This window comes from Roseateles sp. (assembly GCF_047654785.1).
Lineage (GTDB): Bacteria > Pseudomonadota > Gammaproteobacteria > Burkholderiales > Burkholderiaceae_C > Pelomonas.
This window is the reverse complement of sequence record NZ_JASGKQ010000002.1, coordinates 757,807-781,353: the sequence shown is the minus strand read 5'-3', so window position 1 is coordinate 781,353 and position 23,547 is coordinate 757,807. Positions and strand designations below refer to the sequence as shown.

At 71.8% G+C, this 23,547-nt stretch carries 21 protein-coding genes, 1 pseudogene and 1 riboswitch; of the genes and pseudogenes, 9 read left to right on the top strand and 13 right to left on the bottom strand.

Annotated elements, in window-relative coordinates; genetic code table 11:
- Positions 1–96 precede the first annotated feature (96 nt).
- From gshA to QM788_RS08075, 6 genes and pseudogenes are all read right to left on the bottom strand, one after another.
- Positions 97–1,227 carry a glutamate--cysteine ligase gene (gene gshA, locus QM788_RS08100; protein ID WP_415660977.1) on the bottom strand — a complete coding sequence of 377 codons (1,131 nt, stop codon included), beginning with the start codon at positions 1,225–1,227 and terminating at the stop codon, positions 97–99.
- Positions 1,154–1,354 (bottom strand): annotated as a pseudogene (locus tag QM788_RS08095) (glutamate--cysteine ligase); the annotation flags it as partial. The gene gshA and the pseudogene QM788_RS08095, both read right to left, overlap by 74 nt.
- A 47-nt stretch (positions 1,355–1,401) precedes the next feature.
- The gene (locus tag QM788_RS08090; RefSeq protein ID WP_415660976.1) at positions 1,402–2,526 is read right to left on the bottom strand and encodes a GGDEF domain-containing protein; all 1,125 of its coding nucleotides are present in this window, start codon (positions 2,524–2,526) and stop codon (positions 1,402–1,404) included.
- Positions 2,527–2,606: 80 nt separating this feature from the next.
- Positions 2,607–3,977: an ammonium transporter gene (locus QM788_RS08085; RefSeq protein WP_415660975.1), complete on the bottom strand. Its 1,371-nt coding sequence runs from the start codon at positions 3,975–3,977 to the stop codon at positions 2,607–2,609.
- 34 nt (positions 3,978–4,011) lie between these two features.
- Positions 4,012–4,350 carry a P-II family nitrogen regulator gene (gene glnK, locus QM788_RS08080; RefSeq protein ID WP_415660974.1) on the bottom strand — a complete coding sequence of 113 codons (339 nt, stop codon included), beginning with the start codon at positions 4,348–4,350 and terminating at the stop codon, positions 4,012–4,014.
- Between the two features lie 20 nt (positions 4,351–4,370).
- On the bottom strand, positions 4,371–5,105 hold the full coding sequence (locus QM788_RS08075) for a TorF family putative porin (RefSeq protein ID WP_415660973.1): 735 nt from the start codon (positions 5,103–5,105) through the stop codon (positions 4,371–4,373).
- Positions 5,106–5,350: 245 nt separating this feature from the next.
- Here QM788_RS08075 and QM788_RS08070 point away from each other — a divergent pair, with 245 nt between their 5' ends.
- The gene (locus tag QM788_RS08070; RefSeq protein ID WP_415660972.1) at positions 5,351–6,868 is read left to right on the top strand and encodes a YifB family Mg chelatase-like AAA ATPase; all 1,518 of its coding nucleotides are present in this window, start codon (positions 5,351–5,353) and stop codon (positions 6,866–6,868) included.
- 13 nt (positions 6,869–6,881) lie between these two features.
- Here the strand turns inward: QM788_RS08070 and QM788_RS08065 are convergent, their stop codons facing one another.
- Positions 6,882–7,463 carry a glycine zipper 2TM domain-containing protein gene (locus tag QM788_RS08065; RefSeq protein ID WP_415660971.1) on the bottom strand — a complete coding sequence of 194 codons (582 nt, stop codon included), beginning with the start codon at positions 7,461–7,463 and terminating at the stop codon, positions 6,882–6,884.
- Positions 7,464–7,885: 422 nt separating this feature from the next.
- Positions 7,886–10,582, bottom strand: coding sequence for a methionine synthase (gene metH, locus QM788_RS08060; protein WP_415660970.1), 2,697 nt, complete (start codon positions 10,580–10,582; stop codon positions 7,886–7,888).
- 25 nt (positions 10,583–10,607) lie between these two features.
- Positions 10,608–10,684, bottom strand: a riboswitch (S-adenosyl-L-homocysteine riboswitch).
- 77 nt (positions 10,685–10,761) lie between these two features.
- On the opposite strand from metH, the gene QM788_RS08055 reads away from it, so the two are divergent.
- Genes QM788_RS08055 through QM788_RS08035 form a run of 5 tightly spaced genes read left to right on the top strand, consistent with a single transcriptional unit; the run spans position 10,762 to position 15,568 of the window.
- A complete protein-coding gene (locus QM788_RS08055) occupies positions 10,762–11,151 on the top strand; it encodes a GntR family transcriptional regulator (RefSeq protein ID WP_415660969.1) in 390 nt (129 codons plus the stop codon).
- On the top strand, positions 11,148–12,041 hold the full coding sequence (locus tag QM788_RS08050) for an ATP-binding cassette domain-containing protein (RefSeq protein WP_415660968.1): 894 nt from the start codon (positions 11,148–11,150) through the stop codon (positions 12,039–12,041). The genes QM788_RS08055 and QM788_RS08050 overlap by 4 nt, the downstream gene beginning before the upstream one ends.
- A 5-nt stretch (positions 12,042–12,046) precedes the next feature.
- A complete protein-coding gene (locus QM788_RS08045; protein ID WP_415660967.1) occupies positions 12,047–12,724 on the top strand; it encodes an ABC transporter permease in 678 nt (225 codons plus the stop codon).
- Positions 12,725–12,734: 10 nt separating this feature from the next.
- Complete coding sequence (locus QM788_RS08040; RefSeq protein ID WP_415660966.1) at positions 12,735–14,834, top strand: acyltransferase family protein; 2,100 nt, start codon at positions 12,735–12,737, stop codon at positions 14,832–14,834.
- Positions 14,831–15,568 (top strand): ABC transporter permease, encoded by a 738-nt coding sequence (locus QM788_RS08035; RefSeq protein ID WP_415660965.1) that lies wholly within the window; start codon positions 14,831–14,833, stop codon positions 15,566–15,568. Before QM788_RS08040 ends, QM788_RS08035 begins: the two co-directional genes overlap by 4 nt.
- Here the strand turns inward: QM788_RS08035 and QM788_RS08030 are convergent.
- Positions 15,565–16,197 carry a TetR/AcrR family transcriptional regulator gene (locus QM788_RS08030; protein ID WP_415660964.1) on the bottom strand — a complete coding sequence of 211 codons (633 nt, stop codon included), beginning with the start codon at positions 16,195–16,197 and terminating at the stop codon, positions 15,565–15,567. The two genes, QM788_RS08035 and QM788_RS08030, sit on opposite strands and share 4 nt — an antisense overlap.
- 228 nt (positions 16,198–16,425) lie before the next feature.
- Here QM788_RS08030 and QM788_RS08025 point away from each other — a divergent pair, with 228 nt between their 5' ends.
- Together QM788_RS08025 and QM788_RS08020 are read left to right on the top strand one after the other, a co-directional pair.
- A complete protein-coding gene (locus tag QM788_RS08025; RefSeq protein WP_415660963.1) occupies positions 16,426–17,925 on the top strand; it encodes a CoA-acylating methylmalonate-semialdehyde dehydrogenase in 1,500 nt (499 codons plus the stop codon).
- An 8-nt stretch (positions 17,926–17,933) separates the two neighbouring features.
- Positions 17,934–18,575 carry a hypothetical protein gene (locus QM788_RS08020; protein ID WP_415660962.1) on the top strand — a complete coding sequence of 214 codons (642 nt, stop codon included), beginning with the start codon at positions 17,934–17,936 and terminating at the stop codon, positions 18,573–18,575.
- Between the two features lie 4 nt (positions 18,576–18,579).
- On the opposite strand, the gene ilvD is transcribed toward QM788_RS08020, so the two are convergent.
- Positions 18,580–20,439, bottom strand: a complete 1,860-nt coding sequence (gene ilvD / locus QM788_RS08015; protein ID WP_415660961.1) for a dihydroxy-acid dehydratase — start codon at positions 20,437–20,439, stop codon at positions 18,580–18,582.
- Positions 20,440–20,606: 167 nt separating this feature from the next.
- Between ilvD and QM788_RS08010 the strand changes: the two genes are divergently transcribed.
- Positions 20,607–21,671: an alpha/beta fold hydrolase gene (locus tag QM788_RS08010; protein ID WP_415660960.1), complete on the top strand. Its 1,065-nt coding sequence runs from the start codon at positions 20,607–20,609 to the stop codon at positions 21,669–21,671.
- Positions 21,672–21,711: 40 nt separating this feature from the next.
- On the opposite strand, the gene QM788_RS08005 is transcribed toward QM788_RS08010, so the two are convergent.
- The 3 genes from QM788_RS08005 to QM788_RS07995 are packed head-to-tail and all read right to left on the bottom strand — an operon-like array spanning position 21,712 to position 23,532.
- Positions 21,712–21,930, bottom strand: a complete 219-nt coding sequence (locus QM788_RS08005; protein WP_415660959.1) for a toxin-antitoxin system HicB family antitoxin — start codon at positions 21,928–21,930, stop codon at positions 21,712–21,714.
- A complete protein-coding gene (locus QM788_RS08000; protein ID WP_415660958.1) occupies positions 21,918–22,352 on the bottom strand; it encodes a putative toxin-antitoxin system toxin component, PIN family in 435 nt (144 codons plus the stop codon). The genes QM788_RS08005 and QM788_RS08000 overlap by 13 nt, the downstream gene beginning before the upstream one ends.
- A gap of 34 nt (positions 22,353–22,386) precedes the next feature.
- Positions 22,387–23,532: a methionine aminotransferase gene (locus QM788_RS07995; RefSeq protein ID WP_415660957.1), complete on the bottom strand. Its 1,146-nt coding sequence runs from the start codon at positions 23,530–23,532 to the stop codon at positions 22,387–22,389.
- Positions 23,533–23,547 lie beyond the last annotated feature (15 nt).

Sequence of the window (23,547 nt, the reverse complement as noted above, 5' to 3'; positions counted from 1 at the left end):
GATGTGCGAGCGGGGCAAGCCCCGCGAGCATCGCCGTCCCCCGGGGGACCGCCCGGGCCGGCCCGCGTTCAGCGGTGCCGACCCGGGCGAGGGGCCTCATACCTCCGCCTGCGGGTCGGTCGCCTCCAGCTCGTAGCTGGCGGCCAGCATCGCCAGCCGGCCGATGACGCCATACATGTAGAAGCGGTTCGGCGCGCTGGCGCCGGGCTTCTCGCCGGGGCGCGGCAGGTGCGGCGACTCGGCGAAGGCCAGCGGCACGTAGCTGGCCCCGGGGGCCTTGAGATTCTCGTCGATGCCGCGGCCCGCGTGCACGCGGTAGTAGCCGCCGACGACGTAGCGGTCCATCGTGTAGACCACCGGCTCGGCCACCGCCTGGTGCACGCGCTCGTGGGTGGGTACGCCTTCCTGCACCAGCGCCTCCTCGCCCAGGTTCTCGGGCAGCTGCGCGGCCAGCGCCTCGATGTCCTTGGCGTCGCGCACCGTCATCACGCCGCGGCCGTAGCTGCCCACGTCGCTCTTGACGATGACGAAGGGCTTCTCGTTGATGCCGTACTCCTTGTACTTGCGGCGCACCTTGGCCAGCTGCGCGTCGGCCGCCGCCTGCAGCGCCGCCAGGCCCTGCGGCCCGCGCAGGTCCACGCTGGCGGACATGGGCGTGATCAGCCAGGGGTCCATGCCCAGCAGCTTGGCGAAGCGCTTGGCCACCTCCTCGTAGGTGCGGAAGTGGCGGCTCTTGCGCCGCACCGTCCAGCCCGCGTGCAGCGGCGGCAGCAGGTACTGCTCGTGCAGGCCCATCAGCTGCGGCGGCGTGCCGGCGGCGAGGTCGTTGTTGAGCAGGATGGTGCAGGGGTCGAAGCCCTTGAGCGTCAGCCGGCCGCGCCGGCGCACCAGCGGCTCGACGGTCAGGCTGGCGCCGTTGGCCATGGGCAGCTCGGTGGGCGCGGTGACGGCCGTGTCCAGCGTGCCGAAGCGCACGTTCAGGCCGGCCTGCGTGAAGATGCGCGCCAGCGTGGCGAGGTTGTCCAGGTAGAAGCTGCAGCGCGCGCCGGTCTCGGGGATGACGAGCAGATTGCGCGCCTCGGGACAGAATCTTCTCGATCGCCGCCATCGCCGCCTGCACCGCCTGCGGCAGCATCTGCGGCGTGAGGTGGTTGAAGCCGCCGGGGAAGAGGTTGGTGTCCACCGGCGCGAGCTTGAAGCCGGCGTTGCGCAGGTCCACCGACGCATAGAAGGTCGGCGTGTGCTCCATCCATTCCAGCCGGAACCAGCGCTCGGTGGCCGGCATGGATTCCAGGATGCGGGCCTCCAGCTCGTTGATGGGGCCGTTCAGGGCGGTGATGAGATGCGGAACCATGGCCGCATGATCTCAGAACCCGTTCCCGCGCGCCCTGCGCCGGCGCATCACAGCACGCCGTCGGCGCACAGCGTGCGGCCGCGGCCGGCGTGCTTGGCGCGGTAGAGCTGGGCGTCGGCGCGCTGGATGGCGGCCGCCAGCGTTTCGCCGGGCTGCACGCGCACCGCGCCGGCGCTGAAATCGACCGCGAACCCCAGGCTGGCTTCGCAGCGGCGGCGCAGCGCCTGGTGCAGCCGCGCGTCCAGCCGGCCGAAGGCCTCGGGCTCGCAATGGCGCAGCAGCAGGCAGAACTCCTCGCCGCCGTAGCGGCCCACCAAGTCGCTGGCGCGCAGTTCGCCGCGCAGCACCTCGCCGGTGAGCCTCAGCACCTCGTCGCCGACCGGGTGGCCGCGCTCGTCGTTGATGCGCTTGAAGTGGTCCAGGTCCAGCATCAGCATCAGGGTGCGCTCGTGGCTCGCGCCCAGCGCCCGGCCGGCGCGGTTCACCCACTCGCGGCGGTTCAGCAGCCCGGTCAGCATGTCCAGCGACGCCAGGCGCACCAGCGCCTGCTCGGCCTCGTCGCGGTGCGCCAGCAGGAAGCCCATGGTGCCCAGCACCAGGCTGGCGTTGAGCAGCATCAGGTGGCTGAGGTTCAGCGGGTGCGGCGCGATGAAGCGCGGGTAGACCTCGGGCCAACCCAGCACCAGCACGGCCCGGCCCAGCGTCAGCACGCCGTTGCCCAGCGCGGCCAGCCCGCACAGCCAGCGCCAGCGCACGCGGCCGGCGCCGCGCAGCAGCAGCCAGGTGCCCCAGAGCATCTGCGAGCCGATGATGAGGTTGGTCAGGCCGATGGCGGCGCTGCGCTCCTGGAACAGGGCCGCATGCCCCACGCCCAGCACCAGCGGCGGCAGCAGCAGGCCCAGCCGCGGCACCGCGACGCTGAGGAAGCGGCTGGCCGTCAGCACCATGGCCGCCGCCGAGAAGCTCAGCGTCACCACGCCCAGCGTGGCCAGCAGCCGCGGGCCGCCCTGCGTGCCCGAGATCAGCAGCCCGACGCCCAGCGCCTGCCCCAGCAGCATGAACTGCCAGGCCTGCAGGCCGCTGCGCACGCGCATGCCCACGCTGATGGCCAGCGCCAGGCTCATCAGCAGCGCGTTGACCAGCACCGCGGCGAGCAGGGTGACGACGTCCATGGCGGGCCAGCATAGCGGCCGGCGGGCCGGAAACGGACATGCCGCCCCGAGGGGCGGCATGTCACGGCGTTAGCCGTGATTTACTTGTGGTAGGCCGTCTCGCCGTGCGAGGAGATGTCCAGGCCCTCGCGCTCTTCCTCTTCGGTGACGCGCAGGCCCAGCGTCAGGTCCACCAGCTTGTAGGCGATCAGCGAGACGATGCCCGACCAGACGATGGTCAGCAGCACGCTCTTGATCTGGACGACCAGCTGCGCGCCCATCGCGTACTCGGGCGCCTGGGTGCCGCCCAGCGACGGGGCCGCGAACACCGCCGTCAGGATGGCGCCGACGATGCCGCCCACGCCGTGCACGCCGAACACGTCGAACGCATCGTCCGCGCCCAGCATCTTCTTCAGGCCGCCCACGCCCCACAGGCAGACCAGGCCGGCGATGAGGCCCAGCACGATGGAGCCCATCGGGCCGATGAAGCCGGCGGCCGGCGTCACCGCGACCAGGCCCGCCACCGCGCCGGACGCCGCGCCCAGCATCGAGGCCTTGCCCTTGTGCAGCGCCTCGCCGGCGATCCAGGACAGCGTGGCCGCGCCGGTGGCGAAGATGGTGTTCACGAAGGCCAGGCCGGCCACGCCGTTGGCGGCGCCCGCCGAACCGGCGTTGAAGCCGAACCAGCCCACCCACAGCAGCGAGGCGCCGACCATGGTCAGCGTCAGGCTGTGCGGCGTCATCGCCTCCTTGCCGAAGCCGATGCGCTTGCCCACCAGATAGGCGCCCACCAGGCCGGCGATGCCGGCGTTGATGTGGACGACGGTGCCGCCCGCGAAGTCCAGCGCGCCGTCCTTGCCCAGCAGGCCGCCGCCCCAGACCATGTGCGCCATCGGCACGTAGGCGAAGGTGAACCACAGCACGCAGAAGGCCAGCACGGCCGAGAACTTGATGCGCTCGGCGAAGGCGCCGACGATCAGCGCGCAGGTGATGGCCGCGAAGGTGGACTGGAAGGCCACGAACACGAACTCGGGGATGGTCGGCAGCGCGCCGGACAGCGTGTCCGCGGCGATGCCCTTCAGGAACACCTTGTCCAGCCCCGCGACGATGCTGCCCTCGCCGCCGAACGCCAGGCTGTAGCCGTAGATGGCCCACAGCAGCGTGATCAGCGAGAAGATGACGAACACCTGCATCAGCACGGACAGCATGTTCTTGCTGCGCGCCAGGCCGCCGTAGAACAGCGCCAGGCCGGGGATGGTCATCAGGATGACCAGCATCGTCGAGGTCAGCATCCAGGCGGTGTCGCCGGTGTCGAGCTTGGGCGCCGCGGCCGGGGCGGCCTCGGCTGGGGCGGAGGCCGCCTCGGCGGGTGCCGCGATGGCGGCGGGCGCGGAGGCCGCGTCGTCCTGGGCCCAGGCGGCGGGCGCGAACAGGCCGGCGGCAAGGGCGAGGCCGGCAAGGAGCTTCTTCATATGAGGTTTCTCCAACAGGGTTGTCGTGGACGCGTCAGAGCGCGTCGTTGCCGGTTTCGCCGGTGCGGATGCGGACGACCTGGTCCAGCGGCGACACGAAAATCTTGCCGTCGCCGATCTTGCCGGTGCGCGCCGAGGCCTCGATGGCCTCGATGACGCGCTCGACGACGTCCTCGTTCACGGCCGCCTCGACCTTGACCTTGGGCAGGAAGTCCACCACGTACTCCGCGCCGCGGTACAGCTCGGTGTGGCCCTTCTGGCGGCCGAAGCCCTTGACCTCGGTGACCGTCAGCCCCTGCACGCCGATGGCGCTCAGGGCCTCGCGCACCTCGTCGAGCTTGAACGGCTTGATGACGGCGGTGATCAGTTTCATGTCGCGCTCTCCAAAGTTGCTCAGAAGGTCTTCTTCAGGCCGACGACGAAGCTCGTCTTGCCCATGAACTTGCCGTTGACCGGGCTGGCGTAGAAGCCCTTGTCGGCATCGGTGCCGATCACGGAGCCGCTCAGCACCAGGCCGGAGAAGTCCTTGGCCAGCGTGATCGAGTAGTCGGTGTACGAGGCGGCCGCGGTGCGCTTGACCGTCTGGTGGCCCACGTGCGGCACCAGGCTCAGGCCGTCGCCCAGGTCGAAGGTGGCGGACAGGTCGAGATAGCCCGAGCCCTTGCTGTCGGCGACGCCGAACAGGTTGGTCGTGCTGTGCGAGTACTTGGCCGTGACCGGGCCGTAGCTCAGCGCGCCGTAGAGCTCCAGCGTGTTCGGGCTGACGGCCAGCTTGTGGCCGGGATAGGTGTACTGCAGCAGGCCGACGTCCAGCGTCAGGCCCGGGGCCACCTCGGCCTTGTAGCCGCCATACACGTCCACCTCCACGCCGGCATCGCCGCCGCCGTCCTTGATCCACTTGACCGTGGAGGCCCAGGTGCCGACGTAGAAGCCGTTCGACGCCGCGTAGTCGATGCCGCCCTGCAGGGCCGGCTTCAGGCGCGTCTGGCCGATGCCGCGGTAGCGGTACTCGCTGACGGCGCCGACGTTGAAGGACAGCGAATCGGCGGGCGCCGGCTCATCGGCGGCAAGGGCCGGCAGCGCCGCTGCGGACAGCGCCAAGGCGAGCAGCGAAGGGAACGACTTCATGCGGGGCTCCTGATTCAAGGTGGGGAATGCGGTCGGGCAGCTATTTGCAGCTTCCGTGCCAAGCCCCGCACCGGCCGCGCCTGCCCGACTCCGGGCGTCCACGCCCCGAAGCCAGGCAAGCGCACCAAGCTGGACGCCTCCGCACGCCGCGACGGCACCGCGGCGGTGCATGCCCCGGTGAAGCCCGGGGGCCGGCCCGCGCCGCGCCGGGGCTAGACTGGCCCCGCCGCTTCCGCCGCCTGCCGATGAGCCTCGCCACCGTCCACAGCCGCGCCCTCGACGGCCTCGCCGCCGCGCCGGTCACGGTGGAGGTGCACCTGGCCAACGGCCTGCCCTCGTTCACCGTCGTCGGCCTGGCCGACACCGAGGTCAAGGAGGCCCGCGAGCGCGTGCGCGCGGCGCTGGCCAACAGCGGCCTGGGCTTCCCGGCCAACAAGCGCATCACCGTCAACCTCGCGCCGGCCGACCTGCCCAAGGAAGGCGGCCGCTTCGACCTGCCGATGGCGCTGGGCCTGCTGGCCGCCAACGGCCAGCTCGACGCCGCCCGGCTGGCTCGCTTCGAATGCGCCGGCGAGCTGTCGCTGGCCGGCGAGCTGCGCCCGGTGCGCGGCGCGCTGGCCATGGCGCTGGCGCTGCGCCAGGCCGGCGCCGGCCGCGAGCTGCTGCTGCCCGAGGCCAGCGCCGCCGAGGCCGCGCTGGTCCGGGGCCTCGCGGTGCGCCAGGCCCGGCACCTGCTCGACGTGGTCGCCGCGCTGCAGCCCGATGGCGATCCGCTGCCCCAGGCCGCCGCCCTGCCCCGCGAGCCGCCGCAGGGCCTGCCGGACCTGGCCGACATCAAGGGCCAGGCCGGACCGAAGCGGGCGCTGGAGATCGCCGCGGCCGGCGGCCATTCGCTGCTGATGGCCGGGCCGCCCGGCACCGGCAAGTCCATGCTCGCGCAGCGCCTGGCCGGCCTGCTGCCGCCGCTGGACGACGAGGCCGCGCTGGCCTCGGCCGCCGTGCTCAGCCTGGTCGGCCAGTTCGACGTCGCGCGCTGGGGGCAGCGGCCGTTCCGCGCGCCGCACCACTCGGCGTCCAGCGTCGCGCTGGTCGGCGGCGGCTCGCCGCCCCGGCCGGGCGAGATTTCGCTGGCCCAGCACGGCGTGCTGTTCCTCGACGAGCTGCCCGAGTTCCCGCGCGCCGCGCTGGAGGCGCTGCGCGAGCCGCTGGAGACCGGCCGCATCCTCATTTCGCGCGCCGCGCGGCAGGCCGAGTTCCCGGCCCGCTTCCAGCTCGTCGCGGCGATGAACCCCTGCCCCTGCGGCCACCTGGGCAACCCGCTGCGCGCCTGCCGCTGCTCGCCCGACCAGGTGGCGCGCTACCAGGGCCGGCTCAGCGGCCCCTTCCTGGACCGGCTGGACCTGCTGATCGAGGTGCCCGTCATCCCGCCGCGCGAGCTGCAGGACCTGGCGCCGGGCGAGCCCAGCGCCGTGGTCGCCGAGCGGGTGGCCGCCGCGCGGGAGCGCGCGCTGCGGCGCCAGGGCGTGGCCAACGCCCAGTTGCCGGCGCAGGACCTGGCCGGGCACGCCGCGCTGGCGCCGGCCGCGAAGGCGCTGCTGGAGCGTTCGGCGGAAAAGCTGGGCTGGTCGGCGCGCGGCTTCCACCGCGTGCTGCGCGTGGCCCGCACCGTGGCCGACTTGGCAGGCGCCGACGCCATCGGCCCGGCCCAGGTGGCCGAGGCCATCCAGATGCGGCGCGGGTTGCCTGGCGCCGCCGCCGGCTGAGGCCGTCGGGCGCTCAGTCGCGCACGAAACCGTTCTCGGTCAGCCGCACCTCGTCGCCCACGCGCAGGCCGGGGTCGGCGCTGCGCTCGAAGCGGCGCGTGCGGCCGTCGCGCTCCTGCACCTGGACGACCCAGACGGTGTGGCTCTTCTGGTTCTTCTCGATCTCGTGGCCCGCATAGCCGCCGCCGACGGCGCCGGCCACGGTGGCGAGCTTGCGGCCATTGCCGCCGCCCACCATGTTGCCCAGCAGGCCGCCCACGACCGCGCCGCCCACGGCGCCCACGCCGCTGGCCTTGCCGCGGCGGGTTTCGGTGTAAACGCTGGTCACGCGCGCACAGCCCTGGCACAGCGCGGCCTGGGCCTGCTGCGGGGCCGGCTGGGCGTGCTTGGCGGCGGGTGCCGGGCGGGTCTCGCGCAGCGGCGTGTCGGCGGCCAGGCGTTGCGGCGCGGGCGCCGCGGCCGTCACGGGCTCCGGCGCTGTCAGGCCCTGTGAACCCTGGGAGCGGCCCATCGCGTAGGCGCCTCCGAGCAGCGCCGCGACAACGGCGACGCCGGCAACGATCTGCGTGGATTTGACGGGAGCGGCGGTGGACATGACGGGATTCCGATGTGGTGGTGACGTTGGGGGCGAAGCTTGCCCGCGCCGGGGCGGGCCGCCCGTAGGACGGCGCCGCCCCCCGGGCGCATCAAAGGTAAGCAGATGCTGCGTTCAGCCTAAATCCGGCAGTTGGGCATGCCCGAGGGGCTGGCGAGGCGGGTCGTTGGCAAGGCGCGACACTGAGCCCGGACACAAACAGTCCTGAGGACTGTTTGTGCCTGGCGAAGGACTTGGCCTCTGGCCAAGGCACGCTGCGGGCTCATGCCCGCGAGGAGGAGCAACGCCGCCAGCGGCCCGCAGCGCCAGACCAGCGGGCATGCAGCGGTGGCCACCGACGTGGTGATCTCCGCATCGGCGACAAGGTGTTGAAACACCAGGACTTTCGATGAATGGCAAGCGGCCAACTGCCGGGTTTAGGCTCAACCCAAGAGAGGCGCCAGCGCGCGGCGCGCCTCGGCGTCGCCGAGGCCGCAGCGGGCGGCCCAGTCGGCGAGCTGGTCGTCGCCGATGCGGCCGACGTTGAAGTAGGCCGCGTCCGGGTGGGCCAGGTAGAAGCCGCTGACGCTGGCGGCCGGCGTCATCGCCATGCTGTCGGTCAGGCCCATGCCGATCTCCTCGGGGGCGAGCACCTTGAACAGGTCGCGCTTGGCGAGGTGGTCCGGGCAGCCTGGGTAGCCGGGCGCGGGGCGGATGCCGGTGTACTTCTCGGCGACGAGTTCGGCGTTGCTCAGCGCCTCGGCCGGCGCATAGCCCCAGAACTCGCGGCGCACGCGCTCGTGCAGCCACTCGGCGGCCGCCTCGGCGAGGCGGTCGGCCAGGGCCTTGAGCATGATGGCGGAGTAGTCGTCATGCACGGCCAGGAACTCGGCTTCCTTGCGGTCCACGCCCAGCCCGGCGGTGACGGCGAACAGGCCGACGTGGTCGCCGCGTTCCGCGACGAAGTCGGCCAGGCAGCGGTTGGGCCGCTTCACCCCCTCGACGACCGGGCGCTCGCTCTGCATGCGCAGCCCGTGCCAGGTCATCGGCGGCTCGCTGCGGATCTCGATGTCGTCGTGGTTCACGCGCGCGGCCGGGTACAGGCCGAACACCGCATGCGCCTGCAGCCAGCGGCCGTCGATGAGCTTCTTCAGCATCGCCTGCGCGTCGGCGAACACCTTGCGCGCCTCCTCGCCGACGATCTCGTCGTCCAGGATGGCCGGGTAGGGGCCGGCCAGGTCCCAGGTCTGGAAGAACGGGCCCCAGTCGATGTAGCGGGCCAGCTCGGCCAGGTCCAGGTTCTTCAGCACGCGCCGGCCGGTGAACTTGGGCGCCGGGGCCACGCGGCCCAGGTCCAGCGGCGCGGCATTGGCGCGGGCCTGGGCCAGCGTGACCAGCGGCGTCTGCTTCTTGCTGGCGTGCAGTTGGCGGGTCTTCTCGATGTCGGCGCGCAGCTCGGCGATGTAGGCGGCGGCGCGCTCGTCGCTCAGCAGTTCGGAGCAGACGCCGACGGCGCGCGACGCGTCGGGCACGTAGACGACCGGCCCCTCGTAGTGCGGCGAGATCTTGACGGCGGTGTGCACGCGGCTGGTCGTCGCGCCGCCGATCAGCAGCGGCATGCGGCGCTGCGCGAAGTAGTCGTCGCGCTGCATCTCGGCGGCGACGTGCTGCATCTCCTCGAGGCTGGGCGTGATGAGGCCCGACAGGCCGATGATGTCCGCGCCCTCTTCCTTGGCCTTACGCAGGATGTCCTGGGCCGGCACCATGACGCCCATGTTGACGACCTCGTAGTTGTTGCATTGCAGGACGACGGTGACGATGTTCTTGCCGATGTCGTGCACGTCGCCCTTGACGGTCGCGATGACGATCTTGCCCTTGGGCTTGACGTCGCCGCCGGCCGCCGCGAGCTGGCGCTTTTCCTCCTCGATGTAGGGCACGAGGTGGGCGACGGCGCTCTTCATCACGCGGGCGCTCTTGACCACCTGCGGCAAGAACATCTTGCCCTGGCCGAACAGGTCGCCGACGACGTTCATGCCGGCCATCAGCGGCCCTTCGATGACGTGCAGCGGCCGGCCGCCGCCGGCCCGGATGGCCTGCCAGGCTTCCTCGGTGTCCTCGACGATGAAGTCCGTGATGCCGTGGACCAGCGCGTGCGACAGCCGCGCGTTCACGTCGCCCGCGCGCCAGGCCAGGCGGGCGGAGTCGTCCTTGCCGGCGCTCTTGGCGCGGTCGGCGATCTCGATCAGGCGCTCGCCCGCGTCCTTGCGGCGGTTCAGCACCACGTCCTCGACGCGTTCGCGCAGCTCGGCATCGAGGTCGTCGTAGACGCCGACCATGCCGGCGTTGACGATGCCCATGTCCATGCCGGCCTGGATCGCGTGGTACAGGAACACCGTGTGGATGGCCTCGCGCACCGGCTCGTTGCCGCGGAAGCTGAAGCTCACATTGCTGACGCCGCCCGAGACCTTGGCGCCCGGCAGGTGCTGCTTGATCCAGCGCGTCGCCTCGATGAAGTCCACCGCGTAGTTGTCGTGCTCCTCGATGCCGGTGGCGATGGCGAAGATGTTGGGGTCGAAGATGATGTCCTCGGGCGGGAAATCCACCTCGTCCACGAGGATGCGGTAGGCGCGCGCGCAGATCTCGGTCTTGCGCGCGAAGCTGTCGGCCTGGCCCTGCTCGTCGAAGGCCATGACGACGGCCGCCGCGCCGTAGCGCCTGACGAGCTTCGCCTGGCGCTTGAACTCGGCCTCGCCCTCCTTCAGCGAGATCGAGTTGACGATGCCCTTGCCCTGGATGCACTTCAGGCCGGCCTCGATGACCGCCCACTTGGACGAGTCGATCATGATGGGCACGCGCGCGATCTCGGGCTCGCCGGCGATCAGGTTCAGGAAGCGCACCATCGCCGCCTGGCTGTCCAGCATGGCCTCGTCCATGTTGATGTCGATGACCTGCGCGCCGTTCTCCACCTGCTGGCGCGCGACGGCCAGCGCGTCCTCGAACTGGCCGGCCAGGATCATGCGCGCGAAGGCCTTGGAGCCGGTGACGTTGGTGCGCTCGCCGATGTTGACGAACAGCGTGCCCGCGCCAATGGCGACGGGCTCCAGGCCGGAGAGCTTGAGGGGGGGCGGCGGCAGGGTCATCGAAGTCGGTCCACGCGAGGGGGAGGTTCGATGAGCGCCGTTGGGAACGATCCGAGCCTGGGGGTTCAGCGCTCTGAAGCCCTCGCAGCGCTCCTCGGATGAGGGGCGGATTCTACGCAAGGCCCTCCCGCCGGGGCTTGCGCGGCCCGGCGGCACCGCGTATTCTGTGCATAAACACTATGCACAGTAGCCTTCTCATCGCCCAGGCCGACGCGCGGCCGCTGTATCTGCAGATCACCGAGCAGATCCGCCAGCGCGTGGCCGCGGGGGACTGGCCGCCGGGGCGGGAGCTGCCGTCGATCCGCGCGCTGGCGGCGGAGCTGCGGGTCAGCGTCATCACGGTGAAGCGGGCCTATCTGGACCTGGAGGCCGAGGGCGTCATCGTCACGCGGCAGGGCCGGGGCTCCTTCGTCGCCGACGCGCGCAACCTGGCCCAGGCCCTGCAGCGCGCGGAACTGGACGCCCACCTCGCCGCCGCCGGCCGCATCGCGGCGACGCTGGGCATGGGCGAGCGCGAACTGATGGGCCGGCTGCGCCAGGCGCTGCACCCCGAGGAACCCGAGGCATGAGCACTATCCCCCAGGCATTCGAGATGAAGGGCGTCGGCAAGTCCTTCCCCTTCTTCGCGCTGCGCGACGTGTCGCTGGCGCTGGCGCCGGGCCAGATCATGGGCCTGGTCGGGCCCAACGGCGCGGGCAAGAGCACCACCATCCGGCTGCTGATGGGGCTGCTGGCGGCGGATGTGGGCGAGATCCGGCTGCTGGGCCGCGAGATGCCGCGCGAGCAGGCGGCGGCCAAGGCGGACGTGGGCTTCGTCAGCGACGACATGCGGTTGTTCCAGCACGCGACGCTGGACTGGCACATGGGCTTCGTCGCGTCCATCTACCCCGGCTGGGACGCCGCCTACGCGGCCACGCTGCTGAAGCGCTTCGGCCTGCGCGCGGCGCAGCCGGTGAAGAGTCTCTCCAGCGGCGAGCAGGCCAAGGCCCTGCTGCTGCTGGCGCTGGCGCGCCGCCCGCGCCTGCTGGTGCTGGACGAGCCGACCTCGGGCCTGGACCCGGTCGCCCGCCACGAGCTGCTGGGCGAGCTGATGGACGTGCTGCGCGACGACCGCCGCGCCATCCTGTTCTCGTCGCACAACACGCTGGACGTGGAGCGCATCTCCGACCGCATCGCCTTCATCGACCGGGGCCGCGTCGTCGCGGCCAGCGACAAGGAGGACTTCCTCGAACGCTGGCGCCGCCTGCAGCTGCGCCTGCCCGCCGACCGGCCGGCCTGGGCGCTGCCCGAGATCGTCCGCTGCGAGCGCGACGGCGGCCTCGTGACGCTGACGGTGGACGGCTTCAGCGACGCGCTGCTCGCCCGGCTGGGCGCGCCCGTCGAGGCCGTGCAGCGCATGAGCCTGGAGGAGATCTTCGTCGCCACCGTGATGCACAGCCGCGAGGTCCAACCGACATGAACGGCATGAACGCCATGAACGCCACCACGCGCCGCCTCGTCGCCAAGGAGCTGCACCAGCACCGGGGGCTGATGGCCACCGCCGCCGCCGCGGGGCTGGCCGGCCTGCCCGTCGCGGCCAGCGGCGAGATGGGCTTCAACATCGGCTTCCTCGTCTGGCTGACGGCCGCCATCGCGCTGGGCGTGCTGCTGGCGATGTTCGGCGTCGCCAACGAGCGCAAGGAGCGCGCCCAGCGCTTCGTGATGAGCCTGCCGCTGACGCCGGCCGACTACGTGCGCGCCAAGCTGCTCGGGCTGCTGCTGTGCTTCCTGCCGCCCTGGGCCGCGTTGAGCGCGGGCGCGCTGGGCCTGGTCGCCGCGCTGCCGGGCATCCCGGACGGCCTGCTGCCCTTCGGCGTGCTGCTGTGCGCCTACCTGCTGCTGAACTTCTGCATCGTGCTGTGCGCGGTGCTGCACGCGCAGTCCGAGGCGGCGATGGTCGGCGTGATCGTGCTGACCAACATGGGCGTGACGCTGTTCATGATGGGCATCGGCCGCGTGCCCGAACTCGGCGCCCACATGCTGAAGCCCGAGCCCGTCTGGAACGGCGCGTTCTGGCTGGTTCTGGCGCTCGAACTGGGCGCGACGGCGATCGCGCTGCTCCTGCCCCTGTTCGTCGCCGCGCGGCGGCGCGACTTCCTCTAGAAGGACATCCATGACTCCCAAAACCAACGGCGAGAGGCTGCACGCCCTCGACGCCGTGCGGAGCTTCGCCCTGCTGCTGGGCGTGGCCTTCCACGCGACGCTGTCCTTCATCCCAGGCATGCCGCCGGGCCTGTGGGCGATGAACGACGTGTCGCCCAGCCCGCTGCTCGCCGACGCCGGCTTCGTCGCGCACAGCTTCCGCATGACGCTGTTCTTCTTCATCTCCGGCTTCTTCGCGCGGCTGCTGCACCCGCGGCTCGGCACGCGGGGCTTCTGCGCCGACCGCGCCCGGCGCATCGCCGTGCCGCTGGTGGTGGGCTGGATGCTGCTGTTCCCGGCCATCGCCTTCGTCTGGCATCTCGGCGCGCAGAAGCTCTTCCACGGCGCGCCGCCGGCCATGCCCGAGATGCCGGCGGCGCCCGGCGCCTTCCCGCTGGCGCATCTGTGGTTCCTGTACCAACTGCTGTGGCTGTATGCCGGCGCGCTGCTGCTGCGCAGCGCGGTCGCGCGGCTCGACCGGCGCCAGGTTCTGCGCGGCGGCGTGGACCGCGCGGTCGCCGCCGCGCTGCGCTGGCCGGCCGGCGCGCTGCTGCTGGGCCTGCCGCTGGCGGGCGTGCTGCTGCAACTGCCCGCATGGATGCCCTGGGCCGGCATCCCGACGCCCGACCAGTCGCTGCTGCCGCAAGCGCCGGCCACCGTGGGCTACGGCACGGCCTTCGCGTTCGGCTGGCTGGCGCAGCGCGCGCCCGGCGCGCTGGCCGCGCTGCGCGCGCGCTGGCTGGCGCATCTGGCGCTGGCCGTCGCGTCGTCGGCCGTGTGCCTCTACATCCTCAAGACCCTGCCGCCGTTCGGCATGCCGGCACAGCCCAAGCTGGTATTCACGCTGGCCTTCGTCGCGTCCGCCTGGGCCTGGAGCTTCGCGGTCACCGGCCTGGCGCTGCGCTTCCTGTCCGGCCACCACCCGGCGCTGCGCTACCTGGCCGATGCGTCCTACTGGATCTACCTCGCTCACCTGCCGCTGGTCGCCGCGCTGCAGGTCTGGGTCGGCGACTGGCCGCTGCCCTGGGGCCTGAAATTCCCCTTCATCGTCGCCGCGAGCCTGGCGCTGCTGCTGGTGAGCTACCGCGTCCTCGTGCGCCCGACGCTGATCGGCCGCGTGCTCAACGGCCGGGCCCCTCCGCGCCGCGCCGTGCCGGAGCTGCCGCCGCCCGAGGATGACGGCGAGGTGGTCGCGCAACTGTGCGGCGTGTCCAAGCGCTATGGCGCACTCGACGCGCTGAGCGGCGTGAACCTGGACCTGAAGCGCGGCGAGCTGCTGGCGCTGCTGGGGCCCAACGGCGCGGGCAAGTCCACGGCCATCTCGCTGTGGCTGGGCCTGAACGAGGCCGACGCCGGCCTCGTGCGCCTGCTCGGCGGCGCGCCGCAGGACCTCGCGCGGCGGCGCGGGCTGGGCGTCATGATGCAGGACGTCGAACTGCCGAAGGACCTGAAGGTGCACGAGCTGGTCGCGCTGTCGGCCAGCTATTACGCGCGGCCGATGACGGTGCGGGAAGCGCTGGCGCGCGCCGGCATCGAGGCGCTGGCCGCGCGGCCCTATGGCCAGCTCTCGGGCGGGCAGAAGCGCCAGGTGCAGTTCGCGCTCGCGGTCTGCGGCCGGCCGCGCGTGCTGTTCCTCGACGAGCCCAGCGTCGGCCTCGACCTGCAGGCCCGCGAGGCGCTGTGGGCCAGCATCCGCGCGCTGCTGCGCGAGGGCTGCTCCATCCTGCTGACGACGCACTACCTCGAAGAGGCCGAGGCGCTGGCCAGCCGCGTCGCCGTGCTGGCCCGGGGCCGCGTCGTCGCGACGGGCAGCGTGGACGAGATGCGCGCGCTGGTGTCGCGCCGCCACATCCGCTGCGAGACGGCGCTGCCCGCCGCCGAGGTTCGCCGCTGGCCGGGCGTCGTGGACGTGGCCGGCGACGACGCGCGGCTGGCCATCGTCACGACCGACGCCGCATCCGAATCCGTCGTGCGCCGCCTGCTCGCCGCCGACCCCGCGCTCGCGCGGCTGGAAGTGCAGCAGGCCGGCCTCAACGACGCCTTCAACGCCTTGACCCGGGAAGCCGCATGAACACGTATCTCCTCGAAATCCGCCTCGAACTGCTGCGCCTGCTGCGCACGCCGGCCTTCGCGCTGCCAATGTTCCTGCTGCCGGTCGGCACCTATCTGCTGTTCGCCTTCGCGGTGGCCGGCGAGATGGTCGCCAGGGATCCGGACGCGGGCCGCTTCATGTTCGGCGGCTTCTCGGTGATGGCCGTGACGATGGCCGCGCTGTTCGCCACCTGCCCCAACCTGGCGCTGGAGCGCGAGCAGGGCCTGCTGACGCTCAAGCGCGCCCAGCCGGCGCCGCCCGGCGCCTGGCTCGCGGCCAAGATGGTCGCGGGCGTGGTGTGCGGCACGCTCGCCTACCTGCCCATCCTCGTGCTGGCCGCCGCCACCGGCCAGGCGCGGCTGGACGGCGCGCAGCTCGCGGCGATGAGCGCCGTGCTCGTCGCCGGCACCGTGCCCTTCTGCGCGCTGGGCCTGATGCTGGGCGCGCTGACCAGCGGCTCGGCCGCGCCGGCCTATGCCAACCTGGCCTATCTGCCGGGGCTGTACCTGTCGGGCGTGTTCTTCCCGCTGCCGGCGTCCATGCACTTCCAGACGGTGTTCTGGCCGCACTTCCACCTGGACCAGCTCGCCTTCGCGGCGGGCGGCGTCGCCAAGTTCCGCTGGATCGCGCCGGAGATGGCGGTGGCCGTGCTGCTCGGCTTCACGCTGCTGTGCAGCGGTGTGGCGCTGCACCGGCTGAAACGCACGATCTAAACGGCGAGGCTGCGCCAGATCAGGTTCACGATCAGCCCGCGCGCACGCTCGAAGTCCGCGTCGTCCAGCGCCGGCTTGCCCATGTAGAGCGAGAACTGCGCGCCCAGGTCGGCATAGGCCTGCGTGGACGACCAGATCAGGAACATCAGGTGCATGAAGTCCAGCCGGCGGATGCGGCCCTCGTCGGCCCAGCGCTCGAAGCGCGCCACGTCGGCGTGCAGCAGCGGCATCACCTGCGCCTTCAGCACGTCGGCATAGCGCGGCGCGCCGGCCATCATCTCGCGCGTGAACACCGCGTTGCCGCTGGGCCGCTCGCGGCTGAAGCGCAGCTTGTCGGCCACATAGGCCTGGATGGCGGCGCGCGGCTCGCCGGCCTGGGTGATGGCGTTCATGTTCGCCAGCCACTCGTCCATCACGCTGTCCAGCACGGCGCGGTAGAGCTCCTCCTTGCTGGGCCAGTGGTAGAGCAGGTTCTGGCGCGACAGCTCCAGCGCGGCGGCGATGCTGTCCAGGCTGACGCCCTCGAAGCCGAAGCGGGCGAACTGGCGCTCGGCCTCGGCCAGGATGGCCTCCTGCTTGCGCAAGGTGGCGGCGCGCGGCGTGCGCGGGACGGAAGCGGTCACGGTCATGCACCGGATTCTGGCGTCGCGCACCGCCGGGGTGCCGCAGCGTGCGGCCGCGCGGCAAAATTTTGCCGGGCGGCAAGCGCCCCTTGCGCATCGGCGAAGCGCCGCGTGCCCCGTGCCGGCGGCAATCCGCGCGCGCGGAGGGCGCGGTCCCTGGCACCATCGGCGCTGCGGCGGCGACCGGCGCCGCCTCCCCCCCGATGAATGCCCGCTGCGGCTGAAGGAATTGCAATGAGTCACTACGAAGTGGGCCACTGGATCAACGGCGCGCTGAGCCGCGGCGCGGGCGACCGCCACCAGGACATCCACAACCCCGCCACCGGCGCCGTGCAGGGCCGGCTGCTGCTGGGCGGCGCGGCCGAGCTGGACGCCGCGGTCGCCAGCGCCGCGCCGGCCGCCAGGGCCTGGGCGCAGACGCCGCCGCTGGCCCGCTCGCGCGTGCTGTTCAAGTTCCTCACCCTGCTGCAGGAGCGCCGCGAGCTGCTGGCCGAGGCCCTGGTGCGCGAACACGGCAAGACGCTGCCCGACGCGCTGGGCGAGGTGGCGCGCGGCATCGAGGTCGTCGAGTTCGCCACCGCGATGCCGCAGCTGCTCAAGGGCGAGTACACCGGGCAGATCGCGCGCGGCATGGACGCCTGGAGCATGCGCCAGCCGCTGGGCGTGGTGGCCGGCATCACGCCGTTCAACTTCCCCGCCATGGTGCCGATGTGGATGTACCCCATCGCGCTGGGCTGCGGCAACGCCTTCATCCTCAAGCCCAGCGAGCGCGACCCCAGCGCCAGCCTGCTGATGGCCCGCTGGCTGCAGGAGGCCGGCCTGCCGGACGGGCTGTTCAGCGTCGTCCAGGGCGACAAGGACCTGGTCGACGCCATCCTGGCCCACCCCGGCATCGCGGCGGTCAGCTTCGTCGGCTCCACGCCGGTGGCCGAGCACATCTACCAGGTCGGCTCGGCCCACGGCAAGCGGGTGCAGGCGCTGGGCGGCGCGAAGAACCACATGGTCGTCATGCCCGACGCCGACCTCGACGGCGCCGTGGACGCGCTGATGGGCGCCGCCTACGGCTCGGCCGGCGAGCGCTGCATGGCGATTTCCGTCGCCGTCGCCGTGGGCGATGTCGGCGACCGGCTGGTCGCCGCGCTGGCGCCCAAGGTGCGCGCGCTGAAGATCGGCGAGGGCCACCAGGCCGGCGCCGAGATGGGGCCGCTGATCACGCGCGCCGCGCAGCAGCGCGTCGAGCGGCTGATCGGCGAAGGCGTCGCGGCGGGCGCCACCGCGGTGGTGGACGGCCGCGGCTACCGGGTGCCGGGGCACGAGGACGGCTTCTTCGTCGGCGGCACGCTGCTGGACGGCGTCGCCCCCGGCATGAGCTGCTACACGGAAGAGATCTTCGGCCCGGTGCTGTGCGTGGTGCGCGTGCCGGACCTGGCCGCCGCCATCGCGCTGATCGAGGCCAACGAGTACGCCAACGGCGTGGCCGTCTTCACCCGCGACGGCCACGTGGCGCGCGAGTTCGTGCACCACATCCAGGTCGGCATGGTCGGCGTGAACGTGCCGCTGCCGGTGCCCATGGCGTTCAACAGCTTCGGCGGCTGGAAGCGCAGCCTGTTCGGCGACCACCACGCCTACGGCCCCGAAGCGGTGCGCTTCTACACCAAGCACAAGGCCGTCATGCAGCGCTGGCCGGATTCGGCGCCCAAGGGGGCGGAGTTCGCGTTTCCGCAGAACGGCTGAGCCGCATCGTGAAAGAACTCCGCAAGCAGCAGTCGCACGGCAAGATCGGCGAGGCGGCCGTGTCCGCCAAGTGCTGGATGCACGGCATTCCGGCCTACAACACGGCCGGCCTGCGCGCCAACTTCGCAGGCAGCGACCTGCTCATCGACACCAGCGACCCGAGGCGCAAGCTGCTCATCCAGGTCAAGACCGGCTACTCGCCTGGCCCGGACTGGGTCTACATGACGCAATGCTCGGGCGAAGGTGAGCTCTCGACGCCGAAATTCGTGGCCGACTTCGTCGTCTTCGTGAACCTGGACAAAAGGGCCGGCATCCAGCACGGCCACGATGGCACGCTGGACTTCTGCCATCTGCACTACTTCGTGCTGCCACGGGACCAGGCCAATGCGCTCTACCTCGCCGCGCTGAAGCGCGAGCACGCCCGCCCTCTCATCAAGACAGGCGGTGTTCGCAAGCTCGGCAATCTGGCGGTGAACGTCGCCACCACCGACATGGCGCCCTATGCCGACGCATGGGCACTGATCCGCCTGGCGGGCAGTGCGCCAACGGTCGAAGGCGCAGGCATGGGCGTCGCGCCGTCGCGTGGCGAACCACGTCAGCTGAACGGCTTCGATCCAGCCTCATTGCTGGCGGCAATGCGCCAGCAATGAGGCTTCAACCCTCCAGCTTGCTCAAATCCCGCACCGCGCCCTTGTCCGCCGAGGTCGCCAGCAGCGCGTAGGCCTTCAGCGCCGCCGACACCTTGCGCGGGCGGGCCTGGACGGGCTTCCAGCCCTTGGCGTCCTGCTCGGCACGGCGCTTCGCCAGTTCCTCGTCGCTCAGCAGCACGTCGATGCTGCGGTTCGGGATGTCGATGCGGATGCGGTCGCCGTTGCGCACCAGGCCGATCGCGCCGCCCGCCGCCGCCTCGGGCGAGCAGTGGCCGATGGACAGGCCCGAGGTGCCGCCCGAGAAGCGCCCGTCCGTCAGCAGCGCGCAGGCCTTGCCCAGGCCCTTGCTCTTGATGTAGCTGGTCGGGTAGAGCATCTCCTGCATGCCGGGGCCGCCCTTGGGGCCTTCGTAGCGCACCACCACCACGTCGCCGGCCTTGACCTGGTCGTCGAGGATGTTGGCGACGGCTTCGTCCTGGCTTTCCACCACATGCGCCGGGCCTTCGAAGACGAGCAGCGCGTCATCCACGCCGGCGGTCTTCACGACGCAGCCGTCCAGCGCGATGTTGCCGCGCAGCACGGCCAGGCCGCCTTCCTTGCTGAAGGCATGGTCGTAGGCGCGGATGCAGCCTTCGGCACGGTCCACGTCCAGGCTGGGCCAGCGGCTGTCCTGGCTGAAGGCGGTCTGCGTCGGGATGCCGGCCGGGCCGGCCTTGTAGAAGGTTTGCACCGCGTCGCTGGGCGCGCGGGCGATGTCCCACTGGTCCAGCGCGTCCTTCATCGTCGGCGCATGCACGGTGGGCACGTCGGTGTGCAGCTTGCCGGCGCGGTCCAGCTCGCCCAGGATGGCCATGATGCCGCCCGCGCGGTGCACGTCCTCGATGTGGTACTTGTTGGTGTTGGGCGCCACCTTGCACAACTGCGGCACGTCGCGCGACAGGCGGTCGATGTCCGTCATGTCGAACTCGATGCCGGCCTCCTGCGCCGCGGCCAGGATGTGCAGGATGGTGTTGGTGGAGCCGCCCATCGCGATGTCCAGCGTCATCGCGTTCTCGAAGGCCTTCTTGCCGATGGCGCGCGGCAGCACGCGCTCGTCGCCCTGCTCGTAGTAGCGGCGGCACAGTTCCACGGCCGTGCGGCCGGCGCGCTTGAACAGCGCCTCGCGGTCCACGTGCGTGGCGACCACCGTGCCGTTGCCGGGCAGCGAAAGGCCCAGCGCCTCGGTCAGGCAGTTCATCGAGTTGGCGGTGAACATGCCGGAGCAACTGCCGCAGGTCGGGCAGGCGGAGCGCTCGACCTCGGCGAGGTCGGCATCGCTGACCTTGGCGTCGGCGGCCATCACCATCGCGTCGATCAGGTCCAGCTTCTTGATCTCGATCTTGGCCGTGCCCGGCACCGCCAGGCGCACCTTGCCGGCCTCCATCGGGCCGCCGGAGACGAACACGACGGGGATGTTGAGCCGCATCGCGGCCATCAGCATGCCGGGGGTGATCTTGTCGCAGTTGGAGATGCACACCAGCGCGTCGGCGCAGTGGGCGTTGACCATGTACTCGACCGAGTCGGCAATGATGTCGCGGCTGGGCAGCGAGTACAGCATGCCGTCGTGGCCCATCGCGATGCCGTCGTCCACGGCGATGGTGTTGAACTCCTTGGCCACGCCGCCCACGGCCTCGATCTCGCGGGCCACCAGCTGGCCCAGGTCCTTCAGGTGCACGTGGCCGGGCACGAACTGGGTGAAGGAGTTGGCGATGGCGATGATGGGCTTGGCGAAGTCCTCGTCCTTCATGCCGGTGGCGCGCCACAGCGAGCGGGCGCCGGCCATGTTGCGGCCGGCGGTGGAGGTCTTGGAACGGTAGGTGGGCATGGCGGGCGGACGGGTCGATGCGGGATCAGGAGCCGCGATTGTCCCGCCGCGCCGGCCGCCGGTGAATGCCGCAGGCGCGCCGAAAGCTCGGTTGCCCCTTGCCGAACGCTCCGGGCGCCCGGGAACGGGCCTACAGTCCACGCCGCCTGCCACGCCGTGGAGCCCCCTTGATCCGACGCCTGCTGACCGCCGCCCTGCTGCTTGCGCAGTTCACCAGCCACGCCGGCTCGCTGGCGCCCGCCTGCGACGCCAGCGCCCGGGACCGCGCGGTGCGCGAGCAGGGCTTCGTCGAGATCAATGGCCAGCCGCAGTGGCTGACCGTCACCGGCCAGGACTGCCGCAACCCCGTGCTGCTGTTCGTGCACGGCGGCCCGGGCAACCCGAACACGCCGTTCGCCGATGCGCTGTTCGGCGCGTGGGCGAAAGACTTCACCCTCGTGCAGTGGGACCAGCGCGGCGCCGGCCGCAGCTACGGCCGCAACCTGCCGGTGCGCGAGCTGGCGCCGGCCGAGTTCGACGGCACGCCGCTGACGCTGGACCTGCTGGCCGCCGACGGCATCGCCGTGGCCGAGCACCTGCGGCGCCGCCTGGGCCACGCCAAGCTCATCCTGACCGGCGGCTCCTGGGGCGCGGCGCTGGCCGTGGAGATGGCGCACCTGCGGCCCGGGCTGTTCCACGCCTACGTGGGCGTGGCCCAGCTCGTCGGCCCGGCCGACCTGGCCGCCAGCCACGCGCTGGCGCTGCAGCGCGCCCGCGAACTGGGCGACCAGCCGGCCCTCGACACGCTGCAGGCCCTGGGCGCGCCGCCCTGGACCGACCCGCGCAGCTTCGGCAAGCTGCGCCGCATCCTGCGCGGCTACGAGGCCAGGCGCACCGCGCCCGGCCCCGCCTGGACGCCCGCCGCCGACCACGCCGGCCCGCAGGACGCTGCCGCGTATGAAGCCGGCGAGGCCTTCTCCTTCCTGAAGTTCGTCGGCCTCCAGGGCGACGGCATGCTGTGGCAGCTGGACCTGCCGGGCCGGCGCACGAAGCTCGCGCTGCCGGTCTTCCTCGTGCAGGGCGAGGAAGACCTGCTGACCCCGGCGGCCGTGACGCAGGCCTGGTTCGACCGCCTCACGGCACCGGCCAAAAAGCTCGTCATCGTGCACCGCGCCGGCCACGATCCCAACGGGCCGCTGCTGGATGCGCAGTGGCGCGTGCTGAAGGACGCGGTGCTGCCGCTGGCGCGCTGACCGCGACGGAATCGCGAGTGGCCAGCCACCGTTTCCAGGTTCAACGGTTCGACTGGTCCAGCTTGTCCAGCAGGGCCAGCGCACGCTCCGGCCTCCCCCGCGCCGCGCGGGTTTCGAACCGCACACGGGCGTCGTAGTTCGCCAGGGCCACGGTCGCCAGTTCATCCACCAGCTTGTTCACGCTGATGGCATTGGCCCGTGCCAAGGCTTTCAGGCGTTCATGCTTGTCGTCGGTCAGACGGATGGTCAATGTGGACATGGGAACACCTCCAGACATTGCTCGGGCGTCAACACCTTGAGCCCAGGAAACTTCAACTCGCCACGCGACAGGTCGCGCAGGTTGCGCGTGACGATGGCGTCGGCCTGCCCGGCCACGGCCAGCTCGATCAGGTGGTTGTCGGCCTCGTCAGGCAGGTTGGGCCGCCAGGCATAGAACACCTCGACCCAGCGGCAGCGGTGCAAGAAGCCATCCAGCACCTCGTCGCGCTCTGCCGCGGTCAGCGCCGAGCGGGCGAACAACGCCTCACGGCCCATGACGTCTTCGTACTCGGACAGCAGGGCCGGCCCCAGCACCGCCTGATAGTGGCCGCGCAGGCAACCCCTCAACACGGCCCGTGCGGAGGCCCCGCCCGGCAGCAGCACGGCCACCAGCACATTGGTATCCAGCACGATGACGGGCATGCCGGGAAGATAGCATATACGCTATCAAAGTCACCTACCCCAGGCTCGCCAGCCGCCGCGCCGCCTCGGCCAGCGTCTCGTCGCGCTTCGCGAAGCAGAAGCGCACGTGGCCGCGCTCCTGTGGCCGCTGGTAGAAGACCGACAGCGGGATGGCCGCGACGCCGATCTCGGTCGTCAACCAGCGGGCGAAGTCCAGCTCGTCCAGGTCGGACACCGCGCGGTAGTCCACCGTCTGGAAGTAGGTGCCCTCGCAGGGCAGCAGCTTCAGCCTTGTTCCCGCCAGCGCCGCGCGGAAGGCGTCGCGCTTGGCCTGGTAGAAGGCGGCCAGGCCCTGCCAGGGCGCCGGGTCTTGCAGATACGCGGCCAGCGCATGCTGCGTCGGCGTGTGCACCGTGAACACCGTGTACTGGTGCAACCGCCGGAAGGCCGCGCTCAGCGCCGGCGGCGCGGCGACGTAGCCGACCTTCCAGCCGGTGACGTGGAAAGTCTTGCCGAAGCTGCCGACGACGAAGCTGCGCCCGCGCAGCCCGGGGAAGCGCGCCGCGCTCTGGTGCGGGGTGCCGTCGTAGGCCATGTGCTCGTAGACCTCGTCGCTGACGACGAAGAGGTCGTGCGCCTCGGCCAGCCGCTCCAGCTCGCGCAGGTCCTCGGCGGTGGCGACGCGGCCGCTGGGGTTGTGCGGCGTGTTCAGCACCAGCGCGCGCGTGCGCGGCGTGACGGCGGCGCGCACGGCCGCCCAGTCCAGCCGATAGTCCGCCGTCATCGGCACGCCCACGGGCACGGCGCCGGCCAGGCGGATGGCGGGGTCGTAGCTGTCGTAGGCGGGCTCGATGACGATGACCTCGTCGCCCGCTCCGACGCAGCATTGCAGCGCCGTGAACAGCGCCTGCGTGCCGCCGGCCGTGACGGTGACGTCGCGCTCCGCGTCGTAGTCCGCGCCGTGGCGCGCGTTGAGCTGGGCCGCGATGGCCTGGCGCAGCGCCGGCACGCCGGCCATCGGCGGGTACTGGTTGTGGCCGGCCGCCATCGCGTCGGTGACGGCCTGCAGCAGCGCCGGGTCGGCGCCGAAGTCCGGGAAGCCCTGGCCGAGGTTGACGGCGCCATGCTCGGCGGCCAGCGCCGACATGACGGTGAAGATGGTGGTGCCGGTGTGGGGCAGTTTGGGCGGCAGGACGGGCATGGTGCCCGCATTGTG

Coding starts and splice junctions, on each gene's coding strand:
- gshA (WP_415660977.1), bottom strand. CDS start 1,227: ATGCGTCGGTGGACCTGCGCAACGCCGGCTTCAAGCTCGCGCCGGTGG.
- QM788_RS08090 (WP_415660976.1), bottom strand. CDS start 2,526: ATGGACGTCGTCACCCTGCTCGCCGCGGTGCTGGTCAACGCGCTGCTG.
- QM788_RS08085 (WP_415660975.1), bottom strand. CDS start 3,977: ATGAAGAAGCTCCTTGCCGGCCTCGCCCTTGCCGCCGGCCTGTTCGCG.
- glnK (WP_415660974.1), bottom strand. CDS start 4,350: ATGAAACTGATCACCGCCGTCATCAAGCCGTTCAAGCTCGACGAGGTG.
- QM788_RS08075 (WP_415660973.1), bottom strand. CDS start 5,105: ATGAAGTCGTTCCCTTCGCTGCTCGCCTTGGCGCTGTCCGCAGCGGCG.
- QM788_RS08070 (WP_415660972.1), top strand. CDS start 5,351: ATGAGCCTCGCCACCGTCCACAGCCGCGCCCTCGACGGCCTCGCCGCC.
- QM788_RS08065 (WP_415660971.1), bottom strand. CDS start 7,463: ATGTCCACCGCCGCTCCCGTCAAATCCACGCAGATCGTTGCCGGCGTC.
- metH (WP_415660970.1), bottom strand. CDS start 10,582: ATGACCCTGCCGCCGCCCCCCCTCAAGCTCTCCGGCCTGGAGCCCGTC.
- QM788_RS08055 (WP_415660969.1), top strand. CDS start 10,762: ATGCACAGTAGCCTTCTCATCGCCCAGGCCGACGCGCGGCCGCTGTAT.
- QM788_RS08050 (WP_415660968.1), top strand. CDS start 11,148: ATGAGCACTATCCCCCAGGCATTCGAGATGAAGGGCGTCGGCAAGTCC.
- QM788_RS08045 (WP_415660967.1), top strand. CDS start 12,047: ATGAACGCCATGAACGCCACCACGCGCCGCCTCGTCGCCAAGGAGCTG.
- QM788_RS08040 (WP_415660966.1), top strand. CDS start 12,735: ATGACTCCCAAAACCAACGGCGAGAGGCTGCACGCCCTCGACGCCGTG.
- QM788_RS08035 (WP_415660965.1), top strand. CDS start 14,831: ATGAACACGTATCTCCTCGAAATCCGCCTCGAACTGCTGCGCCTGCTG.
- QM788_RS08030 (WP_415660964.1), bottom strand. CDS start 16,197: ATGACCGTGACCGCTTCCGTCCCGCGCACGCCGCGCGCCGCCACCTTG.
- QM788_RS08025 (WP_415660963.1), top strand. CDS start 16,426: ATGAGTCACTACGAAGTGGGCCACTGGATCAACGGCGCGCTGAGCCGC.
- ilvD (WP_415660961.1), bottom strand. CDS start 20,439: ATGCCCACCTACCGTTCCAAGACCTCCACCGCCGGCCGCAACATGGCC.
- QM788_RS08005 (WP_415660959.1), bottom strand. CDS start 21,930: ATGTCCACATTGACCATCCGTCTGACCGACGACAAGCATGAACGCCTG.
- QM788_RS08000 (WP_415660958.1), bottom strand. CDS start 22,352: ATGCCCGTCATCGTGCTGGATACCAATGTGCTGGTGGCCGTGCTGCTG.
- QM788_RS07995 (WP_415660957.1), bottom strand. CDS start 23,532: ATGCCCGTCCTGCCGCCCAAACTGCCCCACACCGGCACCACCATCTTC.